This is a genomic window from Paraburkholderia eburnea, from assembly GCF_002917095.1.
Classification (GTDB): Bacteria; Pseudomonadota; Gammaproteobacteria; order Burkholderiales; family Burkholderiaceae; genus Paraburkholderia; species Paraburkholderia eburnea.
The window spans coordinates 16,560-43,493 of record NZ_PQGA01000007.1 but is presented as its reverse complement, the minus strand read 5'-3'; the positions used below and the strand labels follow the sequence as shown (position 1 = coordinate 43,493).

At 65.7% G+C, this 26,934-nt stretch carries 17 protein-coding genes; 8 read left to right on the top strand and 9 right to left on the bottom strand.

Translation table 11 applies throughout. The features are described from left to right. Positions 1-12: 12 nt before the first annotated feature. On the bottom strand, positions 13-1,128 hold the full coding sequence (locus B0G62_RS14995) for a tyrosine-type recombinase/integrase (protein ID WP_103705003.1): 1,116 nt from the start codon (positions 1,126-1,128) through the stop codon (positions 13-15). A gap of 11 nt (positions 1,129-1,139) precedes the next feature. Then, a complete protein-coding gene (locus B0G62_RS14990) occupies positions 1,140-1,517 on the bottom strand; it encodes a hypothetical protein (protein ID WP_103705002.1) in 378 nt (125 codons plus the stop codon). A 309-nt stretch (positions 1,518-1,826) separates the two neighbouring features. Here B0G62_RS14990 and B0G62_RS14985 point away from each other — a divergent pair, with 309 nt between their 5' ends. Further along, entirely contained in the window at positions 1,827-2,714 is an 888-nt protein-coding gene (locus B0G62_RS14985; protein ID WP_167401258.1) for a peptidylprolyl isomerase, read from the top strand. A 19-nt stretch (positions 2,715-2,733) separates the two neighbouring features. On the opposite strand, the gene B0G62_RS14980 is transcribed toward B0G62_RS14985, so the two are convergent. After that, entirely contained in the window at positions 2,734-4,722 is a 1,989-nt protein-coding gene (locus B0G62_RS14980) for a methyl-accepting chemotaxis protein (protein ID WP_103705000.1), read from the bottom strand. A 280-nt stretch (positions 4,723-5,002) separates the two neighbouring features. After that, complete coding sequence (locus tag B0G62_RS14975; protein ID WP_103704999.1) at positions 5,003-7,507, bottom strand: heavy metal translocating P-type ATPase; 2,505 nt, start codon at positions 7,505-7,507, stop codon at positions 5,003-5,005. A gap of 341 nt (positions 7,508-7,848) precedes the next feature. On the opposite strand from B0G62_RS14975, the gene B0G62_RS14970 reads away from it, so the two are divergent. Then, positions 7,849-9,282, top strand: coding sequence for a DUF1254 domain-containing protein (locus B0G62_RS14970; RefSeq protein ID WP_103705189.1), 1,434 nt, complete (start codon positions 7,849-7,851; stop codon positions 9,280-9,282). A gap of 287 nt (positions 9,283-9,569) precedes the next feature. Next, on the top strand, positions 9,570-13,361 hold the full coding sequence (locus B0G62_RS14965) for a DUF748 domain-containing protein (RefSeq protein ID WP_103704998.1): 3,792 nt from the start codon (positions 9,570-9,572) through the stop codon (positions 13,359-13,361). A 60-nt stretch (positions 13,362-13,421) separates the two neighbouring features. On the opposite strand, the gene B0G62_RS14960 is transcribed toward B0G62_RS14965, so the two are convergent. Continuing rightward, positions 13,422-14,909, bottom strand: coding sequence for an amidase (locus B0G62_RS14960; protein WP_103704997.1), 1,488 nt, complete (start codon positions 14,907-14,909; stop codon positions 13,422-13,424). Between the two features lie 288 nt (positions 14,910-15,197). Between B0G62_RS14960 and B0G62_RS14955 the strand changes: the two genes are divergently transcribed. After that, complete coding sequence (locus tag B0G62_RS14955) at positions 15,198-15,800, top strand: response regulator transcription factor (protein ID WP_103704996.1); 603 nt, start codon at positions 15,198-15,200, stop codon at positions 15,798-15,800. Between the two features lie 476 nt (positions 15,801-16,276). Here B0G62_RS14955 and B0G62_RS14950 read toward each other — a convergent pair whose 3' ends face one another. Next, positions 16,277-16,591, bottom strand: a complete 315-nt coding sequence (locus tag B0G62_RS14950; RefSeq protein ID WP_103704995.1) for a hypothetical protein — start codon at positions 16,589-16,591, stop codon at positions 16,277-16,279. A gap of 337 nt (positions 16,592-16,928) precedes the next feature. Beyond that, positions 16,929-18,599, bottom strand: a complete 1,671-nt coding sequence (locus B0G62_RS14945; RefSeq protein ID WP_103704994.1) for an acyl-CoA synthetase — start codon at positions 18,597-18,599, stop codon at positions 16,929-16,931. Positions 18,600-18,756: 157 nt separating this feature from the next. Between B0G62_RS14945 and B0G62_RS14940 the strand changes: the two genes are divergently transcribed. Together B0G62_RS14940 and B0G62_RS14935 are read left to right on the top strand one after the other, a co-directional pair. Beyond that, complete coding sequence (locus B0G62_RS14940) at positions 18,757-19,485, top strand: Crp/Fnr family transcriptional regulator (RefSeq protein WP_103704993.1); 729 nt, start codon at positions 18,757-18,759, stop codon at positions 19,483-19,485. Positions 19,486-19,679: 194 nt separating this feature from the next. Then, positions 19,680-20,039 (top strand): DUF4148 domain-containing protein, encoded by a 360-nt coding sequence (locus B0G62_RS14935; RefSeq protein ID WP_103705188.1) that lies wholly within the window; start codon positions 19,680-19,682, stop codon positions 20,037-20,039. Between the two features lie 65 nt (positions 20,040-20,104). Here the strand turns inward: B0G62_RS14935 and B0G62_RS14930 are convergent, their stop codons facing one another. Both B0G62_RS14930 and B0G62_RS14925 read right to left on the bottom strand, forming a co-directional pair. Then, positions 20,105-21,820 carry a peptidoglycan D,D-transpeptidase FtsI family protein gene (locus tag B0G62_RS14930; protein ID WP_103704992.1) on the bottom strand — a complete coding sequence of 572 codons (1,716 nt, stop codon included), beginning with the start codon at positions 21,818-21,820 and terminating at the stop codon, positions 20,105-20,107. A 119-nt stretch (positions 21,821-21,939) separates the two neighbouring features. Then, on the bottom strand, positions 21,940-23,487 hold the full coding sequence (locus B0G62_RS14925) for a methyl-accepting chemotaxis protein (RefSeq protein WP_103704991.1): 1,548 nt from the start codon (positions 23,485-23,487) through the stop codon (positions 21,940-21,942). Positions 23,488-24,021: 534 nt separating this feature from the next. On the opposite strand from B0G62_RS14925, the gene aepX reads away from it, so the two are divergent. Together aepX and aepY are read left to right on the top strand one after the other, a co-directional pair. Then, the gene (gene aepX / locus B0G62_RS14920; protein ID WP_103704990.1) at positions 24,022-25,743 is read left to right on the top strand and encodes a phosphoenolpyruvate mutase; all 1,722 of its coding nucleotides are present in this window, start codon (positions 24,022-24,024) and stop codon (positions 25,741-25,743) included. After that, entirely contained in the window at positions 25,740-26,924 is a 1,185-nt protein-coding gene (aepY, locus tag B0G62_RS14915; RefSeq protein WP_103704989.1) for a phosphonopyruvate decarboxylase, read from the top strand. Before aepX ends, aepY begins: the two co-directional genes overlap by 4 nt. Positions 26,925-26,934 lie beyond the last annotated feature (10 nt).

Genomic DNA, 26,934 nt, shown 5'->3' with positions numbered 1-26,934 from the left:
GCGTCCGGTGCATCAGGCCGCTTCGATCTGCGGCAGTTCTGCCGTGTCGTCGTTCGCCACGTCGATGGCATCGGGTCCGGCAATCTGTGTGAGTGCACCGTCCAGACTCATCAGGTAGTCGCCCAGCGCTGCCCACGCTGCGCGCATCTCGTTTTCGTAGTCGTGCTTCTGGTAAGTGCGAAGCAGGCGCGGATTGATGCCCTGCCTGCGGGCCTGGGTTGTAACACTGTGATTCAGGCACCGGTCCACAATCCGCTCTTCAAAGCCGCACACCTGCATGAGCGTCGCACCCGTACGCCGCAGGTCATGACAGCTCCATGCGCCCCCGGGCAGGATCAGGGAGCGCGCTGTCGCTTCGGCAAGCCCGCTCTTTTGCTTCTTCCGCTTTCCCCAGCTCTGACGGTCGCTGATTGCACACTGGAGCATGTAAGTCGTCACCGGACTGGTTTCATCCCTGGGATGCGGCAGGACAAATGGCATGTGACCTGTTACTGCGTGCAGTTCCCGCAGCAGTCGCAGTGCGAAGCGCGACAGGTGAATGGTGAACTCCTTGCCGTTCTTCGCCTGCTCGGGGGAATGAACCAGGTCAGCCTTGCTGAAGTCCACATGCACCCAGCGCGCCGCACAGATTTCATTGACACGCGCGAGCGTCGCGAGCATCACCCACACGGCCAGGACATGCTCGCGAGACATGGGCGTCGCGATCCTGCCGCGTCGTGGTCCCTCATGCAGGTCCCAAGTATTGCGGATTGTCTCGAGGCGGTTGCGCAGCTCGATGATCTCGCCGTCACTGAGCACGCGCTCGCTCCAGTCCTGGTATCCCGCTGGCAACAGTCTGGAAATGTCCACTTCCTCGACGGGGCTGACCTCGAACAGCAGCCGCCATGGCCTGCGTTTGCCCGCCCACGTGAACATCGCCCGGGTCGAGATGTAAAGGGATATCGCCGTTGACACCTTCCCGCACTCGACAAGCCCCTTCACAACCTTGCGGAGATTTTCCGGCTTCACGTCGAGCACCGGCACGGCACCTACCTGCGGCAGCAGATGCAGTTCGAACGTGCGGCGTACAGTTTTTGCATGCCGCAATGTGTTCTCCGCCATCGCCTCGGGATGCCACGCTTCGAACATGGCTGCGACCGTCAGTTGCTGACCGGCCTGCTCCTGGCTGCTGGCGCACAACCTCTCTCTGCCTGCTCAACCTTGATCTTCCGCGCGACGGCCTGCCTCTGGCCTGCCGGGTCGCCGCCGCGCCCGACGCGCAGCTTCGTTTCCTCGAAGTTCGCGCAGATGGTGTCGAGTGGGCTGCGCGGCCACACGTCCAGCGCCATTTCACGCGGCTCGCCCTGGAACCGGTAGAGATAGCGGAAGTGGACGCTGATGCTTTTCGTCCAGATGTGCACCTTGCCGGACAGGCCAGCGCCGTCATTGAGGATGCGGTTTTGATCGGCGGCGGTGAGCTTGAGCAGCGTCCCTTCGCTGACCGTTAGCGATCGTTTTTCCCCCTCGGGATGCCCCACGAAACAGATGCCACGGTCGGATTCCAGCCAGAGCCGAATTCAACATGTAAACATCTAACTTGTTGAATCTAAACGAAACAGATGTTTGTAGGGGGGCTGCGTTTCGGGGCAAAGTTCTCCACAGTTTTTGTTCACAGCCTTGTGGAAAACCTGTCCGCATCCCGCTTAACTCATTGATCCGATGCGCTATTTCTGTCGAGGGCAGGAAGCGCGCCACGCGCATTTCGTCTGCGCGCCCTTGCGCGGGCGATAATGCCGGGCGCGGGCCGCTGGCCCTCCCACCCTTGGAGTCCAAACACGATGTTCCGTATGTCCCCTTTCTTGCGTGCGCTCGGCGCGTGCGCCGTGCTCGCCGCCTCGCTGCCCACGTTCGCGCAGGCGCTTGCCACCCCGGCCAGCGCCGGCAGTTCTTCAGGCGCGACGCCGGGCTTGCCTGCCGGCGCGATGGCCGTGGTCAATGGCGTGCAGATTCCGCAATCGGCGCTCGATAACGCGGTGCAGACCGTGATGAGCCACAACCAGGACGCCACGGACACGCCGCAGTTGCGCAAGGCGCTCAAGGAGCAGTTGATCGTGCGCGAGGTCATGCGCCAGCAAGCGGTGAAGGCGCATTACGACCAGCGCCCCGAAGTCGTGCAGGCGAGCGATGCCACCAGGACCGACATCGAAATTCGCGCGTGGATGCAGGACAACGTTCACGTGCCGGAGCCGACCGAGCGCGAAATCCGCGCGCGCTACGACACCACCAATATTGAGCTGGGCAAATTCGAGTTCAAACCGCAGGTGATCGTGCTTGCGGATCAGAAGCTCGCGCAGGACGTGATCGCGAAGGCGAAGGCGGGCCAGCCGTTCGATGCGCTCGCGCACGACTACAGCATGGTGCCGTCGAAGGAGAATGGCGGCGCAATGCCGTGGGTGAGCTTCAAGACGCCGGTCAGGGAAGGCGAGACGCACGGCGTGCCGGTGGAGTTCGCCCGTGCGCTCGCGCAGTTGAAGGTGGGCGCGGTGGCCCCGCAGCCGGTGCGTTCGGGCCAGGCCTGGGTCGTCGTGAAGCTCCAGGACAAGCGCGCGATGAAGGTGCAGAAGTACAGCGACGTGAAGGACGAAATCCGCCGCGAGCTGACGGCCGAAGCCATGGACGCGGGCGCGGCGCAGCTCGTCAAGTCGCTGGTGCAGGGCGCGACGATCGTTCAGTAACGCGCGGGCGCGGCGTGGCTCAGCGCTCGCCGCGCAGTTTGAACACGCTCACGAGCTGCGCGAGCGTGGCGGCCTGTTCCGACAAGGCTGCGGCGGCGCGCTCGGCGTCGCCTACGAGCACGGCGTTCTGCTGCGTGGCCTCGCCGATCTGCGAAACGGCGATGTTGACCTGCTCGATGCCGCCCGACTGCTCGCGCGACGCCACGCTGATCTCGGCGATGATCGCGCGCACTTCCTCCACGCGCGTGACGATGTCGCGCATCGTCGTGCTTGCCTCGCCCGCGATGCGGTAGCCCGCATCGACCGTTTCCGACGACTCCGCAATCAGCGCCGCAATTTCGCGCGCCGCCGCCGCGCTGCGCTGCGCGAGCGCGCGCACTTCGCTGGCGACCACCGCGAAGCCCCTGCCGTGCTCGCCCGCGCGCGCCGCTTCCACGGCCGCGTTGAGCGCGAGGATATTGGTCTGGAACGCGATGCCGTCGATCACGCCGGTGATGTCGGTGATTTTCTGCGAGGCGCGGCTGATGTCCTGCATCGTCGCGACCACCCGCTCGACTGCGCGGCCCCCGTCGAGCGCGGCGTCGGCTGCGCCCGTCACCACGGCGTTGGCGCGCTGCGCGTGATCGGCGTTCTGCTGCACCGTCGAGGTGATTTCCTCCATGCTCGCGGCGGTTTCTTCGAGGCTGCTCGCCTGGCTCGCGATGCGCTCGGCGATCTCGCCGCTGCTGGCCGCGATGCGCCCGGTGTCGTCGCTCATCTGCGCGCTCGCGCCGCGCACCTGCGCGACGATCTGCGCGAGACCCACGCCGATGCCGTCGATGGCCTGGGTGAGACGGCCGATTTCGTCGGCGCCTTCGCTGGCCGGTGCGGCAGGATTCTGCGCCGCGCCGATCCGCACCGTCAGATCGCCCGCCGCGAGGCGGCCCGCGGCGTGCGCGGCGGCGTCGAGCGGCTGGCTCACCATGCGCCGCGCCGCGAAGATCGCCAGCGCCGCGAACAGCACGACGAGCGCGAAGCCGATCGCCGCAAAGCGGTTACGCGTGGCGTTCACCTCGGCCATGATTTCGTCGCGCGGCACCACGCCGCCCACGAGCCATTGCCATTGCGGCGCGCTCACGAACGAGACGAGCTTCGCGCGCGGGTCGTGCTCGCCGAGCGTGGCGTCGGCGCTGGTGTAATCGAAGGTGCCTTCGCGCGCGTCGAGCATACGCGTGTAGGGCGCGTTGGCATCGTCGAAATGCTTGCCCGCCGCGGCCGGATGCACGAGGAACGTGCCGCGCGCCGCGCCGCTGGAGGCGTCCATCACGAAGTAATAGCCGGTGTCGCCAAGCCTGAGCTTGCCGATGCCGGTCTTGATCGCCTCGATCTGCCTGTCCACGTCGACGCCCACGAAGAGCGCGCCGATCACCTTGCCGCTCGCATCGGTAATCGGCTTGTACTCGGTGATGTATTGCTTGCCGAACAGTTGCGCGAGGCCCGCGTAGCTGCGCCCGCCCAGGATGGGTTCGTAGGCCGGGCCCTTGCGGTCGAGCAGCGTGCCGATCGCGCGCGAGCCGTCCTGCTTCTTGAGGGAAGTCGTCACGCGCACGAAGTCGTCGCCGCTGCGCGCGAACACGGTCGCGATGGCGCCGCTGCGCGAGAGGAACTGATCGGGAATCGAAAAGTCGAGGTTCAGCACGTGATCGCCCACTTTGAAAGTAGGCGTGGCCTTGCCGCCGATATCGACGGTCTGAGTAGGATCGAGCGCGAAGTCGCCGGGCAGGAAGCTCGCGAAGAGCGTCATCGAGCGATCGACTTCGGCGTCGAGCGCGCTGTCGATCAGCGCGATCGTGGAGGCGACTGCCTGGTCTTTTTCGGCGATGCGCGCGCGCACCTGTTCGCCGACCTGAGTGGCGGCGCTATTCGTGAGCGCCAGAGTGAAGGCGATGAAGATCGCCGCGACGATCACGCACGAGAGCAGTGCGAGGCGGACACCCACGCTGGTGCGTCGCTGGACGAATGAAAGCATTGAAGCGGTTCCTTTAAAACGATGCTGGGAACCGGCGCGTTCGAAGCGCTGGCATACAGATTACGGCCAACCTTGAGCGTTCCTTGAGGGCGCGCGCGCAAAAAGCGCCAACGTTTGCGTCGATATCCAGGAAAGCTTCTATGTGGGGCGCGAACGCGAATGGAAAAGCGTTATAACCCGCGAGATATTTCGCACGCTGAAATAATGATTTGTTGCGCGCGCAAATGAGACGACGCGGCGTGCATGACGCCGCGCCTTCGAGAAACCGTTGTAAGAAGCCTTAGCGACGCTCGCGCCAGGTGCGCAGCAGCAGCGCGTTGGTCACCACGCTCACGCTCGAAAACGCCATCGCGGCGCCCGCGAGCATCGGGTTGAGCAGGCCGAAAGCGGCGAGCGGAATGCCGATCAGGTTGTAGACGAAGGCCCAGAACAGGTTCTGCTGGATCTTGCGCCACGTGCGCCGCGAGATGTCGATGGCGGCGGCCACCAGCGCCGGATCGCCGCGCATGAGCGTGATGCCGGCGGCGTGCATGGCGACGTCGGTGCCGGTGGCCATGGCGATGCCGATATCGGCGGCGGCGAGCGCCGGCGCGTCGTTGATGCCGTCGCCGGCCATCGCGACGATCGCGCCCGAGCGGATCTTCAGGTCGCGCACCGTGCGCGCCTTGTCGTCGGGCAGCACCTGCGCGTGGACTTCGTCGATGCCGAGCTGCGCCGCCACGGCCTGCGCGCTGCCTGCGTTGTCGCCGGTCACGAGCACGCTGCGAATGCCCATCGCCTTCAGGCGCGCGATGGCCTCGCGCGCGGTGGGCTTCACGGTGTCGCCGAAAGCGAGCAGCGCGAGGACGGCCTGAGCGCCTGCATTTAAATCCATCAGCCACGACACGGTGTTGCCTTGCGCTTCGAGCGCCTGGGCGCGTTCGGCGAGGGCGGGCGGCACGGCGAGCTTGAGTTCCGCGAGCCAGCGCGCGCTGCCGATCGCGAGACGGCGGCCGCCGACATCGGCCTCCACGCCGCGTCCGGGCACCGCGCGAGCCTGCGAAGCCGCCGGCAGCGCGACACCGTGCGTCTGCGCGGCAAACGCGTTCACGACCGCTTTCGCGAGCGGATGGTCGCTGTGTTGCTGGACGGCGGCGGCGAGCGCGAGCGCATCGGCGCGCGCGACGCCGTCCGCTGCCTCGAAGGCCGCCAGCGTCGGTTGGCCGAGCGTGAGCGTGCCGGTCTTGTCGAAGGCCACCACGCCGATGTCGTGCGCAGTTTCCAGTGCTTCGGCATCCTTGATAAGCACGCCACGGCGCGCGGCCACGCCCGTGCCCGCCATGATCGCGGCCGGCGTGGCGAGGCCAAGCGCGCACGGACAGGCGATCACCAGCACGGCCACGGCGTTGAGAATCGCGGTCTCAAACGATGCGCCCGCGAGCAGCCAGCCGCCCAGCGTGAGCGCCGCGATCACGAGGATCGCCGGGACGAACACGGCGCTCACGCGATCGACGAGACGCTGGATCGGCGCTTTCTCCGCCTGGGCGTTTTCGACCAGACGGATGATGCGCGCGAGCGTCGTTTCCGCGCCGACGGCGCTCGTGCGCACGGCCAGCAGCCCTTCGCCGTTGATCGAGCCGGCGGTGACGGCGTCGTCGGGCGACTTCGGCACGGGCAGGCTTTCGCCGGTGATGAGCGATTCGTCGACATGACTGCGGCCTTCGAGCACGACACCGTCGGTCGGCAGCCGCTCGCCGGGACGCACGACGACCACGGCGCCGACGCGCACCTGCGCGAGCGGGACATCGCGTTCCACGCCGTGCTCGCGAATGCGCGCGCGTTCGGGGCGCAGCGCGTTGAGCGCGCGGATGGCGTCGGTGGTCTGGCGCTTCGCGCGCGCTTCGAGCCATTTGCCGAAGCGCACCAGCGTGATGACGACGGCGGAGGCCTCGAAGTACAGATGCGCGGTTTCGCCGGGATGGGCGAGCATCGCGTAGACGCTCACGCCCCAGGCCGCCGAGGTGCCGAGCGCGACCAGCAGATCCATATTGCCGGAGAAGGCGCGCACGGCTTTCCAGGCGGCGCGATAAAAGCGCGCGCCGAAGCCGAATTGCACGATCGACGCGAGCACGAACTGCGCGGCGGCGGGCAGCATCCAGTGCAGGCCGAGCCAGTGGCCGAACATCGGCACGACGAGCGGCACGGTGAGTACGGCGGCGATCAGCACGGCGCGCAGTTCGCGGCGCGCGGCGATTTCGGCGAGGGCGGCGCGCGAAGGCGGGGCTTCGGTTTCGGGTGTGGGCGCTGCCGGAGTCTTGTTAATCGGCGTGGCCTCGTAGCCCGCCTTCTGCACGGCGGCCACGAGGCGCTCGCGCATGGCGTCGTCAAGCGGCGTGTCGAGGCGCACCGATGCTTCCTCGGTCGCGAGGTTGACGCTGGCGCCGGTCACGCCCGGCACGCGGGCGAGCACCTTTTCGATGCGGTTCGAGCACGCGGAGCAGGTCATGCCGCCGATGGCGAAGCTCGCGGTGTCTTCGGATGCCGCGATGGGCGTGGCTTCGTAGCCGGCCTTTTCGACGGCGCTCACGAGTTGGCGGGTGAGCGCGCCGGCGTCGTGGGGATTGGCCGTGGCTTCGACGGTGGCTCTTTCGGTGGCGAGATTGACGGTGGCGCGCGTGACGCCGGGCACCTTCGCCAGTGCCTTTTCCACGCGCATCGCGCACGACGCGCAGGTCATGCCGCGGATGTCGAGCTGGGCCTGGCGCGTAGCCAGATCGGTGCCTTCGGCGACGAGGGGTTCGTTCATGATGCTCCAGCGCAAACGCGATGTGATTCGATGTGAACCAGTATCTACGTTCCCATCATGGGAAGGTCAAGGTCTACGTGTTCCGCCCCTTTCACTGCGTCTTTCGATGTCAGCGTCCTTTTGATGTCCGCTTCATCGACGTCGGGAAGCAGGCATCGCCGGCGTAACGCAGAATTGCGCTCATTCCACTTTTCTTGGGCTGGCGCGGGCGATACGATACCATCCGGCGGCGTTGGCCCCGCTGCGCGCACTGGACCAACGGCCCTTGGGGGGGCTGGCGCGCCGCGCTGGAGGCCGATCGACGTCACTTCATGGACGCCCGCTTCGTACACAACCAACAAATGACAACAAAACGCCGCAGTATTGCCCTTTTTCGCGCCTGCTCCGCTTTGGCGGGCGTAGCCCTCATCGCCGGATGCGCGTCCACGCCTGAAAGCGTCGCGCCCAAAAGCAACGGCTGGGTCAAGGACGAGGTATCCGATTCCTATGTGTTCGGCTATCCGCTCGTGCTGATGGATGTATCGCGCGCAGCCGCCACCGGCAGCGCGCCCGGCCAGGCCGCGCCGAATACGCTGCGTCATGCGCAGTCGCTGCCGCCCGTCGGCGCTTCGAATCCGCCCGAACCCAATCTCGACACGCTGGTCTCGTCCGGCTGGCTCGATCTGGGTAGTGAACCCGTGCTGATTTCGCTGCCCGACACGCATGGCCGTTACATGGATGCGCGCGCGCTCGACATGTGGACCAACGTGGTGTGGTCGACGGCGTCGCAATCCAGTGAGCGCGCGAACGGTCTGAAGGCGCAAACGATTGCATTCGTGCCGGCAGGCTGGAAGGGCACGCTGCCCGCGCGCGTGAAGCGCGTCGACGTGAGCACGCGCTATGCATGGTTCCTCGCGCGTATCCAGACGCGCGGCGGCGCCGACCTGAATGCGGTGCGTCGCCTGCAGCGCGGTCTGCGCGTGGCGCCCCTGTCCGCGTGGGACGCCCACGGCAAACGCGCCGCGCAGGCGGACGCACCAGCGGGCGCGGGCCTGAGCGGAGATCCGGTCGCGACGGGCACGCCGGCTTCGCAGGTCGCGGCGCTCGACGCCAATGGCTTCTTCAGCCGTCTCGCGCTGGCGATGGAAGATAACGCGCCGGTGCCCGACGATCAGCACGCGCTCAAGATCCTCGGCGACATCGGCGTGCATGCCGGTGACGCTGCGCAACTGCCGTCGGGCAGCAAGGACACGGCGATGGTGAGCGCGGGTCTCGCCGATGGGCGCACGCGCATCGCCACGCCGCCGTCGAATCTGCTGGCCGGCAACGGCTGGACCTGGATTGGCGACGACGCGGGCAACTACGGCCCGGACTACGCGCTGCGCGCGTATGCGGCGTGGACGTCGCCGGGTCTGCCGACGAGCCGCGACGAAGTGCGCGCACGCGTCACGCAGGACGCCGACGGCCACGCGCTCAATGGCGCGAACCGCTACGTGATCCATTTCACCGCGAAGCAGATGCCGCCGGTGCGCGGCTTCTGGTCGATCACGGCCTACACGACGAATGGCGCGCTCGATGGCGACGCGCCTGTGCGCATCGCGTTCGGCGACCGCAACGGCGCGCATCGAAACCGCGACGGTTCGATCGACGTGCACGTGAGCGCCGATCGTCCGCGCGGCGGCGGCAACTGGGTGCCGGTGCCGCAGGGCGATTTCCGCCTCGTGCTGCGCATGTATGCGCCGAAGCCGCAGGCGACCGACGGCAGCTGGCAGCCGCCTGCCGTCGAGCGTCAGTGATGTCTCGTTAACGCCTGGGTGGAGCGGTCTGCGCGCCGCTCCGACAGCGCGACGAAGCGGTGCACAAGCCGCCTCTTTTTCCGCGCGCCGCGTTCTGCGGCGTGCGTTTGCCTCCTGCATCACGGCCACGCACCCCGGGCGTTTTACAGCCGCGCGAGGTGCCATCGGGCCTATACTTCCGGCTGTCGGGCCTATCCGTCTGCCGAATGCCGCCTGTTCGGCCGGGCACGGCCCAAGCCCGTCCACCACCCGCGGCGCGCCTCTAGCCGCGTCACTGGCCAGCAAGCATGGCAAGTCTGAACAAAGCATCGCTGACTACCTCCCTGCAATCGGTGCGCGCCGTCGCGCGCGCGCCGCGTACCCGCCGAGTCTTCACGGGTATCGTCATCTTCCTCGTGCTGTTCGGGCTGCTCGGTTTCTTCGCCGCGCCGCCGCTCATCCGCCACATCGCCGAGCAGCAACTGAGCCAGCAACTCGATCGCCCCGTCACGATCGCGCGCATTGCGCTCAATCCCTATACGCTGCGGCTCGAAGCGGATCGCGTGCATATCGGCGAGCGCGGCGGCCAGGGCGATTTCGTCGATGTCGAGCGGCTCGTCGTGAAGCCGTCGTGGTCGTCGATCTTTCGTGCCGCGCCCATCGTCGACGAGGTGCGGCTCGACTCGCCGCGCGTGACGATCGTGCGGCTCGACGCGCAGCGCTTCAACTTCTCGGATCTGATCGACAAATTCTCGAAGCCTTCGGAAAAGCCCAGCAGCAAGCCGGCGCAGTTTTCGGTATCGAATATCCGGGTCGAAAACGGCCAGATCACGTTCGACGATCGCCTGCTTGGCGAGAAGCATGTGATCGATCGCTGGACGCTCGGCATTCCGTTTATCGCCACGCTGGCGTCTAAGACCGATATCTTCGTCGAGCCGCTGCTGCGCGCGCGCATCGATGGCGCGAGCACGCTCGCCATCGACGGCAAGACCAAGCCGTTCGCGGCCTCGCGCGAGTCCGAAGTCGAACTGCGTCTGGCCGATCTGGACGTGCCGAAGCTGCTCACGTACTCGCCCACGAAGCTGCCCGTCACGGTGAAGAGCGGCTTGCTCTCGACGAATCTCAAGCTCGATTTCGTGATCTCGGGCGAGAAGCCCACGCTGCGCGTGTCCGGCACGGCGGACCTGAATAATATCGATGCCACCGACAACGCCAATGCGCCGCTTTTCGGCGCGCACGGGCTGCATGTGGCGGCGGTGTCGCTCGAACCGTTCGGCAATGTCTATCGCTTCGACACGATCCGCCTCGACGCGCCGCAGGTCTGGCTTGCGCGCGACAAGGCGGGCGTGCTGAGCGTTGAGAAGCTCGTCGGCGCGCCGGCGGCGCAGGCCGAAGCGAGCGGCGCAACCCCAGGCGAAGCGAAGGCCGCGAGCGCGCCGGCACCGGCATCGGGCGCGAGCGCTCAAGCCAGCGAAAAAACGCCGCCGTTCGATCTGTCGATCCATCAGTTCGCGATCACGGGCGGCGTGGTGCATGTGCATGACGAAGCCGCATCGCGGCCCGTCGATCACGAACTGAGCAACGTCGCCGCGACGCTCACGAATTTTTCGACCACGGCCAAGGCGCTCGCGCCCTATACGTTCGCGTTTGCCGACGGCCAGGGCGCGAGCGCGCAGATCTCGGGCAACTTCGGCATGGCGGCGAAGCGCGCCGACGCGAAGATCGCCGTGAATGCGCTGTCGCTGCCGGGCTTGCAGCCCTACATCGACAACGCAACCGCCGCGCAGATCCTGGACGGCAAGCTCACGCTTGATTCGACTGTAACGGCGGACTGGTCGAAATCGCCGGCCGCCGTGCAGGTGGGCGCGAGCACGCTCGGCCTCGATTCGCTCAAGATTGCCGCGCGCGGCGCGAAGACGCCCGCGCTGGCGCTCGCCAGGGGCACGGTGCAGGTGAGCCAGGTCGATCTCGCGGCGCGCACGGCGCAGGTTGCGTCGGTGGAAGCGAACGGCCTTGCCGTGAACGTCGAACGCCTGAAGAACGGCGAAATCGATCTGATGAAGCTGGCGGGCGGCCACGAAGCCGCGCCGCAGCGCACGGCGATCCACGCCGCGCAAAAGTCGGTCAAGGAAGGCCCGGCGTGGCACTACAAGATCGATAACGTGAGCGTGAGCGGCGGCTCGGTCAATTTCACGGACAGCACGACGCCGCGGCCCGTCAAGCTGGCGATCGCGCCGCTCGACCTCAAGGTCCAGCAGATCAGCGACGACATGCGCCACGCGCTGCCCATCGACCTCAAGGCGACCGTCAACCGCAAGGGCACTTTGGCGCTCAATGGCGACGTGAACCCGACTCCGCTCAAGGCGCAACTGAAGATCGACGCGAACCGGCTCGACGCCGCCGCCTTCGAGCCGTACTTCGGCAATCAGCTCAACGCCGTGATCGCGAGCGCGCTGCTCAATATGAAGGGGCAACTCGCGGTGGAGCAGGGCAAGGCGCTCAAGGCGAACTATCGCGGCGACGCGGCGCTCGTGGATGTGCGGATGCTCGACAAGGCGACTTCGGACCCGTTCGCGGGCTGGCGCTCGCTCGCGCTGTCGAACATGAAGGTCAGCTACGACGACGCGCGCGGCACCGACGTGGACGCGAGCCGCGTGACCTTCGCGGGCTTCTACGGCCGCGTGCTGCTCGACGCGCAAGGCAAGCTCAACCTCAAGGACGTGGTGGCGCATCAAAGCGGCGAAGCGCAATCGCTCACGCGCGACACCAGCGCGCAACAGCGTGGGCGCGAGCCGGTGCCGCTCACGCCGCAGGCCGCAAGCGCGCCCGCGATGGCTTCGGCGCCGGTGCCCGCTTCCGGCGCGGGGGCGACGGCTGCGACCGTGACCGCCGCGCAGCCGCCTTCGAAACCGGTGCGTCTGCACTTCGGTCAACTGGTGTTGCAGGGCGGGCGCGTCAACTACACCGACAACTTCATCAGGCCGAACTACACCGCCGACCTCGTGCAGATCCAGGGCACGGTGGGCGCGTTCGGCACCGAATCGACCACGCCCGCGCCCGTCGATGTGTCGGCGAAGCTCGCGGCGAACGGGCCGATCTCGATTAAAGGTTCGGTGAATCCGCTGATCGAAAAGCCTTCGCTCGATATCACGGCGAGCGCGCACGATATCGAACTCACCAATCTCACGCCGTACTCGACCAAGTACGCGGGCTATCCGATCACGAAGGGCAAGCTCAACGTCGATCTGCACTATCAGCTCGCCAACGATCAGCTTTCGGCGAACAACCATATCTTCATCGACCAGCTCACCTTCGGCGATCACGTCGACAACGACACGGCGACCAAACTGCCGGTGCGCCTGGCGATTTCGCTGCTCAAGAACCGGCGCGGCGAAATCGACGTGAATATTCCGGTTTCGGGCTCGCTCTCGAATCCCGAGTTCAGCCTGGGCGGCCTGATCTGGAAGGCGGTGCTCAACCTGATCGCCAAGGCCGTGACCGCGCCGTTCTCGCTGCTGGCGAATGCGTTCGGCGGCGGCGGGCAGGAACTGGGTTATGTGGAGTTCGAGGCGGGATCGGCGAAACTCACCGACGCCGATGACAAGAAGCTCGACACCATTGCCAAGGCGCTCGACGACAAGCCTTCGATCAAGATCGATCTGATCGGCCGCGTCGATCCGGCGGTGGACACGCCCGCGCTGCGCGAGCAGTACGTGGACCATCTGGTGCGTCAACAGAAGGTCAAGGATACGGTGGGCAACGGCGAGAGCGTGGATACGTCCGAGGTGCAGGTCGATCAGAAGGAATACGAAAAATATCTGACCAGGGCCTATAAGGCGGGGGACTTCAAGAAGCCGCACAATATGATCGGCTTCACGAAGTCGCTGCCCGTGGACGACATGAAGCAGGCGCTCGCCGAACATGCGCCCGTGGACGACGCCGCGCTGCGCGGTCTTGCGCAGCAGCGCGCGCAAGCGGTGCAGCAGTACTTCGAGGGCAAGGTGGATCCGAGCCGCGTATTCGTGGTGGCGCCCAAGCTCGACGCCAAGGGTATCGACGACAAGGGGGCGACTACGCGGGTGGATTTCGGCTTGAAGTGAGCGCGTTGGAGCGAGGCGCGCGGACTTGCGCGCCTCGGTGACGATGCAACGTTATACCGGTTATGCCGCGAGCAGCGACGGCACGCGCCGCTTGACCCACTGCGTCGCCTGATCGTAGGCGTGCGCGATCTGCAGCACGGACAGGTCGGCCTGCGGCTTGCCGATTACCTGCAAGCCCATCGGCAGCCCTTGCGCGCTGAAGCCCGCAGGCACGTTGATCACGGGCAGACCGGCGAGACTCGCGCCGATCACCACCTCCATCCAGCGGTGATACGTGTCCATCTCGCGGCCCGCGATCGACTTTGGCCAATGCTGGCTGATGTCGAACGGGAACAGTTGCGCGCTCGGCAGCACCAGATAGTCGTGGTGCTCGAACAGGGCGAGCAGCGCGTTGTACCACTGGCTGCGCGCCACCGATGCATTCCACACGTCCTCGCCCGACAGCGCGAAGCCGCCTTCCACTTCCCACTGCGCTTCGGGCTTGAGCAGCGCGCGCTTCGCCGGATCGCGATAGAGCGCGCCAAGCGAGCCCGCCACCGAAAAGTGGCGCAGCGTGCACCAGCAATCCCAGAGTTTTTCCATCGGATAGTCGGGGCGCGCGGCCTCGATGCTGCAACCGATCGAGCCGAAATCCCCGAGCGCCGTCTCGCAGAGCGCGAGCACGCCGTCTTCCATCGCCAGATAGCCGCCGTAGTCGCCCAGCCAGCCGATCCGCGCGCCGCTGAAATCGCGCGCGAGCGGCTGCGCGAACTGCGTTGCGTCTTGCGCAATCGAGAGCGGCGCGCGCGCGTCGTAGCCTGCCTGGGTCGCCAGCAGCATGGCGAGATCCGTGACGCTGCGACCCATCGGTCCCGCGCAGCCTAGCTGGCTATAGTACAGATCGACGGCGGGCGCCGACGGCACGCGTCCCTGCGAAGGACGCAGGCCGAACACGTTGTTCCAGCCCGCCGGATTGCGCAGCGATCCCATCATGTCGCTGCCGTCGGCGACGGGCAGCATGCGCAGCGCGAGCGCCACGGCCGTCCCGCCGCTGCTGCCGCCCGCGCTGCGCGTGGCGTCGTAAGCGTTGAGCGTCGTGCCGAAAACCGTGTTGTAGGTGTTCGAGCCAAGCCCGAACTCCGGCGAATTGGTCTTGCCGATGAAGATCGCGCCCTGCGCGCGCATACGAGCGGCCACCAGGGCGTCGGCCTTCGGCACTTCGTCGCGAAAGATCGGCGAGCCTTGTGTGGAGGCGATGCCTGCCGTAGCGGTGAGGTCCTTCGGCGCCTGCGGAATGCCGTGCAGCCAGCCCAGATATTCGCCACGCGCGAGTTGCGCGTCGCGTTCATCGGCTTCGTTCAGGAGCGCCGCGCGATCGCGCAGCGACACGATCGCGTTGGCCGGCGTGTTCACGCGCGCGATGTGATCGAGGAAGGCGGTCATGACTTCGCGGCAAGAGACCTTGCGCAGGCGAATCCATTGCGACAGTTCGAGGGCGTCGGCTGCAACGATGTCGTTGAACTGAGTCGAAGCCGGGGTGAGGACGGAAGCGGGCGATGCCTGATTCATGCGTGACTCTCGTGAACGGATGGTTGCGGATGGAACAGGGGGAGCCTCATTGTCGCGCGTCAAACTCGCAAGCGAAAGGAAACGGCTGGTTGCCGCGTGAAACAACGGTTGCCGCCTTCGGGGTGCAATCGCGATATGCGGGGTGCATGAAAATCGGGTTAACCCCTGCAAAACGGCTGGCAGCGTTTCAGATTTTTCCTATGCAAAAAGAGGAGTGTGTCGTTCAGGCTGTAGTTTTCGCGCCGAAAGGCGCTCCGAATTCACGCCTCCGACAAAATGGAACAAAAAATGAAGCGCATCGTGGTTATCGACGATCACCCGATCGTCCTCAAGATGCTCGCCAACGTCCTGAATACCGAGTATGAGCTGGTCGGCGAATGCGGTGACGGTGAAGAGGGCCTGCGTCTTGTCCACGCCTTGCAGCCGGATCTCGTGATTCTCGATCTCGAATTGCCCAGGCTCGACGGTCTGTCGGTCATTCGCGGCATCCGCACGAAGCAGGCCGGCACGCGCGTTCTGGTGCTGTCCGCGAAGCCCGAGCAGGTCATGGCCAACCACACGCGCATCGCGGGCGCGAACGGCTATGTGAGCAAGAGCCGCGGGGTGGAGGAATTGTGCGGGGTGGTGAAGGCGGTGCTGCTCGGCTATGACTGTTTTCCGGCCGGCAGTTGCGGCGGCGGCCGCGATGTGGCGCTCAACGGCTTGTCGCCGCGCGAGGTCGAAGTGCTTCAATATCTCGCGCGCGGCATGAGCAACAAGGGCGTAGCGGCGCGCCTCGGTCTGTCGGACAAGACCGTGAGCACCTACAAGACACGCGTGCTCGACAAGCTGGGCGTGTCGTCGCTGGCGGCGCTCATCGAATTCGCCACGCTGAACAAGCTCATCGACTAGAGGCTGTGTCCATGATGTTTGTGGCCGCGTTTCCCGGTCATTCTCGATGAACCAAAAAAAAGCCCCAACCAATGCTGGTCGGGGCAATGAGAATACACCGTGCGCTCCGGGGAACGAAACGCCCGACAACGTTACCGTCGCCGCGCGAATGAAGCAACGCGAGCGCATTACCTGGCATTACCACTGGCGTGCGTTCGGCATCGGGCTGATGCTCGCGCATGTGCCCGGCCAGGCCGCTACGCCACGCTGAAACACCGCTGTTTCCAGTCTGCGCGCGTGGATATTGATTCGGATGTCAAAGTAATAAAGCGAGGTTGCGATCAAAGCGTTTGATGCCTCTCGTAAGTAACTGAAATGAGAGACCCATCACAGGTTTGCATACGCCGTGTGTTTGCGGCTTCGCAATGCGCCGAGGCCGGTCACTCCCTCGCGGGAGCGACCGGCCTCGGCGGTGTCACGCTTGATCGGTCAGCCGATCAATAGCGCGGCGGGGGCGGGCGATGGTCGTCGCCGTGCCAGTGCGGGGGACCCGGATCGTGCGGATGATGGTGCATCCACTCGTCGTGTTCCCAGTAGCGGTGGCCGTCCCAGTAACGGTTGTCGTGCCAGCCGATCGACAATTGCACGCCTACCGGCATCATGTGCGCTTCACCGTATTGCGGCACCGAGTCGGCGCGCATAGCGAACGGCGCGGACTGGGCGAAGGCGCTCGAGGCACCCATCAGCGCGCCGCCTGCCAGCAGCGCGGCTGCGAGAGCGCGTGCGGGGGTCTTCCAGCTCTTCGTATTCATGTTCTTTCCTCCTCATCGAAGTCCGTCGTTCGCTTGTTGCGGCGCGTAGTGCGCTGCGTTGCGTTCGACCATGGATCAAAGCTTATCGGGCGAAAGTCCGCGAATACGTGAGCACTTGTAAGCTTTCATTTCGGGCCTACGGTCACACGAAAGATCCGATTTAACCTTTGAGCCTTGATGCAAAAAGGATTACAGCGTGTTTCTGAACCTTGCCCTTCGGTTTCAAAGGGTCGGGTTGTCAAGATGCGTTACATTCCGATCTGGTCCGACCCCCATCCATCGCAATCGTTGTGCGCGCAACATTGCAGAATAATTTCGATGGCAATACAAAAACCTTTCATTTTACGGGTTTGTCGGCCTCGGGCGACTTGCCGACGTCGATGGCGCTCTGCGATCCTACCTGCGTGCGCAGCTCGTATTTCTGGATCTTGCCCGTCGCAGTGCGCGGCAACTCGCCGAACTTCACGATGCGCGGCACCTTGTAATGCGCGAGCAGCCCCCGGCAGTGCGCGATGATTTCCTCTGCCGTCGTGCTTTCGCCTGGCCGCAGTTCGACGAACGCGCAAGGCACTTCGCCCCATTTCGCATCGGGCATCGCCACGACGGCGGCGAGCGCCACTGCGGGATGCCGGTACAGCGCGTCCTCGACCTCGATGCTCGAAATGTTTTCGCCGCCCGAGATGATGATGTCCTTGCTGCGGTCGGTGATGCGCACGTAACCGTCGGGCGTCATCACGCCGAGATCGCCGGTATGGAACCAGCCGCCGCGAAACGCATCTTCGGTGGCGCGCTCGTTCTTCAAATAGCCCTTCATGCAGATGTTGCCGCGAAACATGATTTCGCCGAGCGTTTCGCCGTCGTTGGGCACGGGCGCCATGGTCGTCGGGTTGCGCACGCTGATGCCGCTTTGCAGGTGGTAGCGCACGCCCTGACGCGCGGCGAGTCGCGCCTGTTCGTCGTCAGGCAGCGTCTTCCAGCTTTCCTGCACGGCGCACACCGACGCGGGGCCGTAGACTTCGGTGAGCCCGTACACGTGCGTGAGTTCGATGCCGATGGCCTTCATTTTCGCGATTACGGCCGGCGCGGGCGGCGCGCCCGCGACCATGGTGCGCACCGTATGCGCGATGCCTTCGCGATACGCGGCGGGCGCATCGGCGAGCGCGCCCTGGACGATCGGTGCGCCGCAATAGTGCGTGACCCCAACGCTGCGAATCAGCTCGAACACGAGCTTCGCGTCGAACTTGCGCAGGCAGACGTTCACGCCCGCGCGCGCCGCCACGGTCCACGCGAAGCACCAGCCGTTGCAGTGAAAGAGCGGCAGCGTCCAAAGGTAGACCGCGTGCTTGGGCAGATCCCATTCGAGGATATTGCTCACCGCGTTCAGATACGCGCCGCGATGGTGATAGACCACGCCTTTCGGATCGCCGGTCGTGCCCGACGTGTAGTTGAGCGCGATGGCGTCCCACTCGTTCGCGGGCGTTTGCCAGGCGTACTCGGGGTCGCCTTGTTCGAGAAAGGCTTCGTAGTCGGTGGCGCGCGGGAAGTGCTCGGCATCGGCGGGAGCGACATCGGCGACAGTGATGATCTTCAGTTCGGGAAACGCCAGCGCCGCGCGTTGCGCGAGCGCGGCGTATTCCGTATCGACGATGAGCACCTTCGCTTCGCCGTGGCGCAGCATGAACAGCATGGTCGCCACGTCGAGCCGCGTATTGAGCGTGTTGAGCACCGCGCCGAGCATCGGCACGCCGAAGTGCGCTTCGACCATCGCCGGGATGTTGGGGAGCAGCACCGCGACGGTGTCGCCGCGCCGGATGCCCGCGCGTTCGAGCGCGCTCGCGAGGCGCCGCGTGCGCGCGTAGGTCTCGCGCCAGTTGCGGCGCACGTCGCCGTGAACCATCGCGAGGCGCTCGCCATAGACTTCGGCGGCGCGCGCGATGAAGTCGATGGGCGTGAGCGGCACGTAATTGGCTTCGCGTTGCGCGAGTCCCTGTTCGAACGGGTGCGGCATGGTGCTGTCTCCTGTCGGGTTTTATTGCTATGTGCCGGGCTTTGTGCCGTGCTTGTACCGGTATGATTCGCGCTACCGTAGCAGGACCGCGCGAGCGCGTCTGTCGCTGGCGCGACAGAGCCGGTGCGCCGGATTTTTCACTTCGAGGTGAGCCCCGATGCAGCCCAAGGACCAGCCCATTATGCCCCCGGAAAAAGACGCTGCCGCGCGTCTCGCGGCGCTCTTCGAGCGCTGCGCGTGGTTTCGCGCGCTTGCGCCGGAGCATCGCGCATGGGTGCTCGACACTTCGCACGCGCAGTCCTACGCGGCGGGCGCGACGGTGGCTGCGCGCGAGGCGCCGTCGGCGCACTGGCTCGGCGTGAGCAGCGGGCTCGTCAAGCTTGCGATCTTCAATGCGTCGGGGCGCGGCTGCACGTTCTCGGGCGTGCCGCACGGCGGCTGGTTCGGCGAGGGCAGCGTGATCAAGCGCGAGCCGCGCAAATACGACGTGATCGCGCTGCAACCGTCGCTCGTGATGGCGGTGCCCGCCGATACGTTTCATCGGCTCATGGACAGCAGCCTGCCGTTCAACCGCTTCGTGATCCATCAGCTCAACAACCGCATGGGCGAGTTCATCGGGTTGATCCAGAACAGCCGCCTGCTCGACGTCGATGCGCGCGTGGCGCAGGCGCTCGCGCAGATGTTCAATCCCGACCTCTATCCCGAGACCGGCCACGCGCTGGAGATTTCGCAGGAGGAGATCGGCATGTTGGCGGGCGCGTCGCGTCAACGCGTCAATCAGGCTTTGCAGATGCTCGAACGCGAGGGTCTCGTCACGCTTTCGTATAACCGCGTGGACGTGGCGGATCTCGACGCGCTGCGGGCATTCGGGCGCGATCAGATCTGATCGCGCGCGTGAAGCCGCGCCCTGCGCAGAAGTCCTCACCAATCTTCCTCAGACTGCAACAGTCCTCCCCTCGCGGCCCGGTTTTTAGGCGCGCGGGCGCTGCGTAGACTTGTCGCATCGACTCGCCGCTCGCACGGCAGATCGCCCGCGCAGCGAGTCCGTTCAGACCACAGGAGAGTACGGTGAAGAACGCAATGCTACGCACGGCGCTGGTTTCGATGATCGCGGTTATTCCGGCGATGTCGTTTGCACAATCCATCCAGAACGGCCCGGTGACGCGCGCGCAGGTGGTGCAGGAACTGGTCGACCTCGAATCGGTCGGCTACAGCCCGGCGTCGGGCAACGATGTCAATTATCCCGATGACGTGCAGGCCGCCATGCGCCGTCTCGAAGCGAAGCGCGCCGGCGAAGCGCGCCTCGCGCAGCAGCAGGCACAGCCGCAGCAGGACGTGGCGCACTCGGGTTATGGCGCGCAACCGGCGCAGACCAGTGAAGCGGGCGGCCCGGCGACCGTCGTACGCAGCGCGGAACCCGCTGCGTACGAGCATCATTGAGCGATATCGTTGATCGGCAGGACTAACTTGCGCCGCTGTGTGTGTTCATGGGCGGCGCAAGCGTTTTATGCGTCTGGCGGCACGCCCATCATTTGCAGCGTGCCCTGCATGACGCCTGAAAATACCGGCCCGGCGACGGTGCCGCCATAGAACGATCCACCCGCCGGATCGTCGATCATGACCGCGACGATCACGCGCGGCGCGCTCATCGGCGCCATGCCGACGAACAGCGCGCGATAGCGGTTCTTCGCATAGCCCGCGCCGACCTGCTTGCGCGCGGTGCCGGTCTTGCCGCCCACGCGATAGCCTTCGACGTTTGCCGCGCGGCCCGTGCCGCCCTCGCGCGTCGCCGATTCCAGCATGCCACGCAGCGCCGCCGCCGAGGCGGGCGTCGTGACCGTGCGCGGCTGCGTGGCCGACGACCCCGCCTCTGGCACGAACAGCAGCCTGGCCGGATACATCGTGCCGTCGCCGGCATAGGCCGTGTAGACCTGCGCGATCTGCAGCAGCGAAGCCGACAGCCCGTAGCCGTAGGCCATGGTCGCCTGCTCAATCGGACGCCAGCGCGCCCATGGCCGCACGCGGCCCGCGGCGGCGCCGGGGAAGGTGACCTCGGGCCGCAGGCCAAGGCCATAGTCCTGATACTTGTTCCAGATGGTCTGCGCGGGCAGGTTGAGCGCCATCTTCGCGAGCGCGATATTGCTCGACTTCTGGATCGCCTCGGCCACCGTCATGCGGCCATGATTCGAGGTGTCGTGAATCACGGCGGGGCCGATGCGCAAGGTGCCGGGCGTGGTGTCGATGATGGTGTTCGCGTTGACCTTGTGCAGATCCATCGCCAGCGCGGCGACCACGGGCTTGATCGTCGAGCCTGGCTCGAACGTGTCGATCACGGCGCGATTGCGCAACTGGCGGCCCGTGAGGCGCGAGCGGTTGTTCGGATCGAACGACGGCCAGTTCGCGAGGGCGAGGATCTCGCCGTTCTGCGCGTCGAGCACCACGACGCTGCCGGCTTCCGCATGGTGTTTCGCGACGGCGGCCTTGAGCTGCGACCAGGCGAGCTGCTGAATGCGGCGATCGATGGTGAGCTGGACCGTGTCGCCGTTTCTGGGCTGAATGCGCTCGCTCGGCTCCGAAATCACGCGGCCCAGCCGATCGCGGATCACTTCACGATGGCCGGGCGTGCCGTGCAGGCGGGTGTCGGCGGCAAGCTCGACGCCTTCCTGGCCTTTGTCCTCGACGTCGGTAAAGCCCACCACGTGCGCGGCGGATTCACCCTCGGGATAAAAGCGCTTCGAATCGGCGATCAACGTGATGCCGCCCGTGGCCATTTCGTCGATATGGGCGGCGGTTTCGGCGTCCACCTGGCGCTTGAGCAGCACGAACGAGCGCTCGGGCGGCAGACGGCGGCGCAATTCGGCGACCGGCATGTTGAGCAGCTTGGCGAGCGGCCCGTGCGCGGCTTCGTCGAGCAGCTTCGGATTGGCCCAGATCTCGAAGGTCTCCAGGCTGACCGCGAGGAGGGCGCCGTTACGATCGACGATGCGCCCGCGCATGGCGTCGAGTTCGAGCGTGCGCTGATAGCGCTTCTGCCCCTGTTTCACGTAGAAACCGTGATTGACGACCTGCACCCAGAGCGCGCGGCCCGCGAGCGCGGCGAACGCCGCGAAGGTGATGAACACGACAAGCTTCGAGCGCCACGCGGGCAACTGCGGTGTCAGCATCGGATGACGGGTCGCAGTGGCATGCGGATCGCGTGGCGGTTTCCTGGAACGGATCATCGGGGGCGGGGCGAGGGATGACTAAAATTTCATTGTAAACATATAGTAATTAAATTGAAATTTTAGGTGACGCCGCCTTCGCCCCAGTCAAACTTGCCGTGCCCCCGGCTGTGTTCCCCTCACGCCGTCGCCGGCAGCCTGAAGCTCGCGATCGATTCGCGCAGCCCCGACACCTGATCCTTGAGCGAATGGGCCGCCGCCGCAGCCTGTTCCACCAGCGCCGCGTTCTGCTGCGTCACCTGATCCATCTCGCCCACCGCGCGATTGACCTGCTCGATGCCGGCGCTCTGTTCGCGCGAAGCGTTGCTGATCTCTTCGAGAATCTCGTTCACGCGCCGCACGGACTGCACGATTTCGCTCATCGTCGTGCCGGCGTTGGTCACGAGCTGCTGCCCTTCGGTGACCGTGCCCGTCGATTTTTCGATCAGCGCCTTGATCTCCTTGGCCGCCGCCGCCGAGCGTTGCGCAAGGCTGCGCACTTCCGCCGCGACCACCGCGAAGCCGCGCCCTTGTTCGCCCGCGCGCGCCGCTTCCACCGCCGCATTGAGCGCGAGGATATTGGTCTGGAACGCGATGCCGTCGATCACGCCGATGATGTCGCCGATCTGCTGCGAGCTGTGCGTGATGTCGCCCATCGTGCGCACGACGTCGTCCACGACGACGCTGCCGCGCGTGGCCACGTCGGCGGCCTGGCTCGCGAGCGTCGCGGCGTGCTGCGCGCTATCCGCGTTCTGGCGCACGTTGGCCGTCATCTGATCCATGCTCGATGCGGTCTGCACGAGCGCGGCGGCCTGTTCCTCGGTGCGCTGCGAGAGGTCGGTGTTGCCCGCCGCGATCTCGTTGGCGCCCACGTTGATGTTTTCCGCGCCGCTGCGCACGCGCGCGACCGTCTGCACGAGCGCGCCCTGCATGGTGGCGAGCGCGCGCATCAGGCTGTGCGCGTTGGAACCTTGTACTTCGACGCGCGAAGTGAGATCGCCCTGGGCGATGCGGTTGGCCGTATCGACGGCGGTTTCGAGCTCGCCGCCGATGCTGCCGCGCACGCTGCGCACCACGAACACCATCACGACGGTGGCCGCGCCGCCCAGCACGAAGGTCACGAGCACCCAGCGCAGCAGGCTGCTGTAGAACGCAGCGCTCACGTCGTCCATATACATGCCGGTGACGATCACCCAGTCCCACGGCGCGAAACGATGGCCGAAACTCAGCTTCGGCACCGGCTCGCTATGGCCGGGCTTGGCCCACAGGTAATCGACGAAGCCGCCGCCTGGCTGGTTGGCGGCCTCCGAGAGCGCCGTGAAGACGTGTTTGCCCGCGGGATCGGCGAAATCGCTGAGCGCCTTGCCGTTGAGTTCGGGCTTGATCGGATGCATCAGCATCACGGCCTGCGAGTTGTTGATGCTCAGATAACCGTCCTGGCCGTAGCGGATCGAACCGATCACGGCGAGCGCCTGTTTCTGCGCGTCGGCTTCGGGCATCGCGTTGTGCTGCGAGAGGTCGTAGTAGTAATTGGCGATGCTGGTCGCTTCTTCCACGAGCGTGGTCAGTTGCGCGCGCCGTTCGCGGATCATGCCGTCACGGCTTTGCCAGGCGCCAAACACAACGATCAGGAGCAGGCCGATCCAGAGGATCGCGATCATCGAGCGGAGTTTCGTGTTGAGAGTCATCGTCTGCTTGGTCGGTCAGAGGGGCTTCGTGGCGGGCGAAAGGCAGGCTTCACCTTTCTGTGTTTACGGCCGCTGCCGCGCGGCGCGCGACCTGGGGTGAACCCTGTTTCTTCACAGGAAATAAAGCGCCATGGCAACGCATCGCGTTTGCCGCGAAAGTGCGCAAAATGCGGCTAAAAACGCCCCTAAAAGCCACAAATTTCACTGCAACACCATGATTTGCCACTTCTCGCCGGGATCGACGGCGGAGGCGAATCATTTCCGCTATAGTCGCGACTTCGGCCCAAAGCCAGCGCTGTTTTGCGGCTCGTTTTTGCGAACCCTGAATCGAGTCAATGCGTTGAATTACGTCGTCGAATCACGTCGGCGATTGCCGCTTCATACGCGGCCTTTAACTCGATCGGCACGGCGCTGAGCGCAACCGGACCTCGCGATTCGGCGACCCACGGGCCAGAAACCGGTTTAACCAACGATGCGACGCGCGCGACGCAGCCTCTGTAAGCGCGGCGCGACGACGTCCACTGGAGTAAAAAAATGAACGCACGCGAACCCGCCACGGTTTCCACCGCTCTTCCCACTTCGCGCAGCGCACGTCTGCGCCAGATGCTGGTGAGCAACGAGCTTGAATTCCTGATGGAAGCGCACAACGGCCTGTCCGCGCGAATCGCGCGCGAAGCGGGCTTCAAGGCGATCTGGGGCTCGGGCCTGTCGATTTCCGCGCAGTTCGGCGTGCGCGACAACAACGAAGCCAGCTGGACGCAGGTGGTCGATAACCTCGAATTCATGGCCGACGCGAGCGATCTACCGATCCTGCTCGACGGCGACACCGGCTACGGCAACTTCAACAATGTGCGCCGCCTCGTGCGCAAGCTCGAACAGCGCGGCATCGCCGGCGTCTGTATCGAAGACAAGGTGTTCCCGAAGACCAACAGCTTCATCGGCGGCGAAGCGCAACCGCTTGCCGACATCGATGAATTCTGCGGCAAGATCAAGGCCGGCAAGGACTCGCAGACCGACGAGCATTTCTCGATCGTGGCGCGCGTCGAAGCGCTGATCGCGGGCTGGGGCATGGACGAAGCGCTCAAGCGCGCCGAAGCCTACCGCCAGGCCGGCGCGGACGCGATCCTGATCCACAGCAAGCTCTCGAAAGCGGACGAGATCCTCACGTTCGCGCGCGAATGGGCCGGCCGCGGTCCGCTCGTGATCGTGCCGACCAAGTACTACAGCACGCCGACCGACGTGTTCCGCAAGGCGGGCATCAGCACCATCATCTGGGCGAACCACCAGATCCGCGCGGCCGTGTCGGCCATGCAGTCCGTCACCAGGACGATCTACGAGACGCAAACGCTCGTCGATGTCGAAGACCGTATTGCTACGGTGAACGAAATTTTCCGCCTGCAGGACGCCGACGAATACTCGGAAGCCGAAAACCGCTACCTGTCGGCCACGCGTTCGGCCGGTTCGGCGATCGTGCTGGCGGCGAGCCGCGGCAAGGGCCTCGACGCCGTCACCGAAGACAAGCCGAAGGTCATGCTGCCGGTCGCGGGCAAGCCGCTGCTGCGCTGGCTCGTCGATGCGTTCAAGAAGGAAGCGATCAACGACATTACCGTCGTCGGTGGTTACAAGGCCGAGGCGATCGATACCGCGGGCATCAAGCTCGCACGTAACGAGCGCTACGCGCAGACCAACGAACTCGCCTCGCTCGCCTGCGCCATCAACGCGCTCGACAACGACACGGTGATTTCCTATGGCGATCTGCTGTTCCGCAGCTACATCCTGCGCGACCTCGTGGAAAGCGATGCGGAATTCAGCGTCGTGATCGACTCGTCGCCGGAACTGGAAAACGCCAGCGTGCGCGATTTCGCGTGGTGTTCGGCGGGCGATGATCGCGGTCTGTTCGGCAATAAGGTGTATCTGCAACGCGTGTCGTCGGATCAGGCTTCGCAGGCGAGCGCGCCCAATGGCCGCTGGATCGGTCTGACGAGCGTGCGCGGCGCGGGCCGCGACAAGCTCAAGGCGAAGATCGCGCAACTGCAGACGCGCGCCGATTTCGACACGCTCGACATGCCGGCGCTGCTCAACGCGCTGATCGAAGACGGCGAGAAGATCGAAGTGCAATACGTGCGCGGCCACTGGCGCGGCGTGAACGACCTCGAGGATTTCCGTCGCGCGGGCGACTTCGCCCACGCGCAAACGCCGATCGGCGGCAATGCGGGCGCTGGCAATGGTGCCTCGCAGCCGGAGGCCAAGGCATGATCGAAGCGGCACAATTCGTCGAAGCGGCGCGTGAGCGCGGCTTCGAATGGTATGCGGGCGTGCCGTGCTCGTACCTCACGCCGTTCATCAACTACGTGCTGCAGGACGACTCGCTGCATTACGTGTCGGCGGCCAACGAGGGCGATGCGGTCGCGCTGGTCGCGGGCGTCGCGCTCGCGGGTAAACGTGGCATCGCGATGATGCAGAACTCGGGCCTGGGCAACGCGGTGAGCCCGCTCACCTCGCTGACGTGGACGTTCCGTCTGCCGCAACTGCTGATCGTGACGTGGCGCGGCCAGCCTGGCGTCGCCGACGAGCCGCAGCACGCGCTCATGGGCCCGGTCACGCCGCAGATGCTCGACACGATGGAGATTCCCTGGGAACTGTTCCCCACGGAAGCCGACCAGATCGCGCCCGCGCTCGACCGCGCCATCAGGCACATGGACGAAACGGGCCGCCCGTATGCGCTCGTGATGCAAAAGGGCAGCGTCGCGTCGTACGAACTCAAGGGTGGCGGCGCGATGCCCGCAAAGCATGCGCTGCCGGCGGCGCAGTCGAACTTCACGGCCCGTAGCTACGACGAACTGCCGACGCGCCAGCAGGCGCTCGAACGCGTGATCGCGGCGACGCCGGCCGAGTCGACGGTGGTGGTGGCCTCGACGGGCTTCTGCGGCCGCGAGCTATACGCCATCGACGATCGGGCGAACCAGTTGTACATGGTCGGCTCGATGGGCTGCGTGACGCCGTTTGCGCTCGGTCTCGCGCTTGCGCGTCCTGACCTGAACGTAGTCGCGCTCGACGGCGACGGCGCGGCGCTCATGCGCATGGGCGCGTTCGCGACGCTCGGCGCGTATGGTCCGTCGAACCTCACGCACGTGCTGCTCGACAACGGCGCGCACGATTCGACGGGCGGCCAGGCCACCGTTTCGCAGCAGGTCTCGTTCGCGAACGTGGCGGCCGCGTGCGGTTACGCCGATGCCGTGGAAGGCGACGATCTCGCCACGCTCGACGCCGTGCTCGCAGCCGCGCGCGAGCGCGCGACGGGCGCCTCGGGCGTCGAAGGCACGCGTTTCGTACGCCTGACGATCAAGCGCGGCACGCCCGACGGCCTGCCGCGCCCGACCATCACGCCGCCGGACGTCAAGACGCGTCTGATGCGCCACATCGGCGCCGCTAACTAAGGAACTGCAA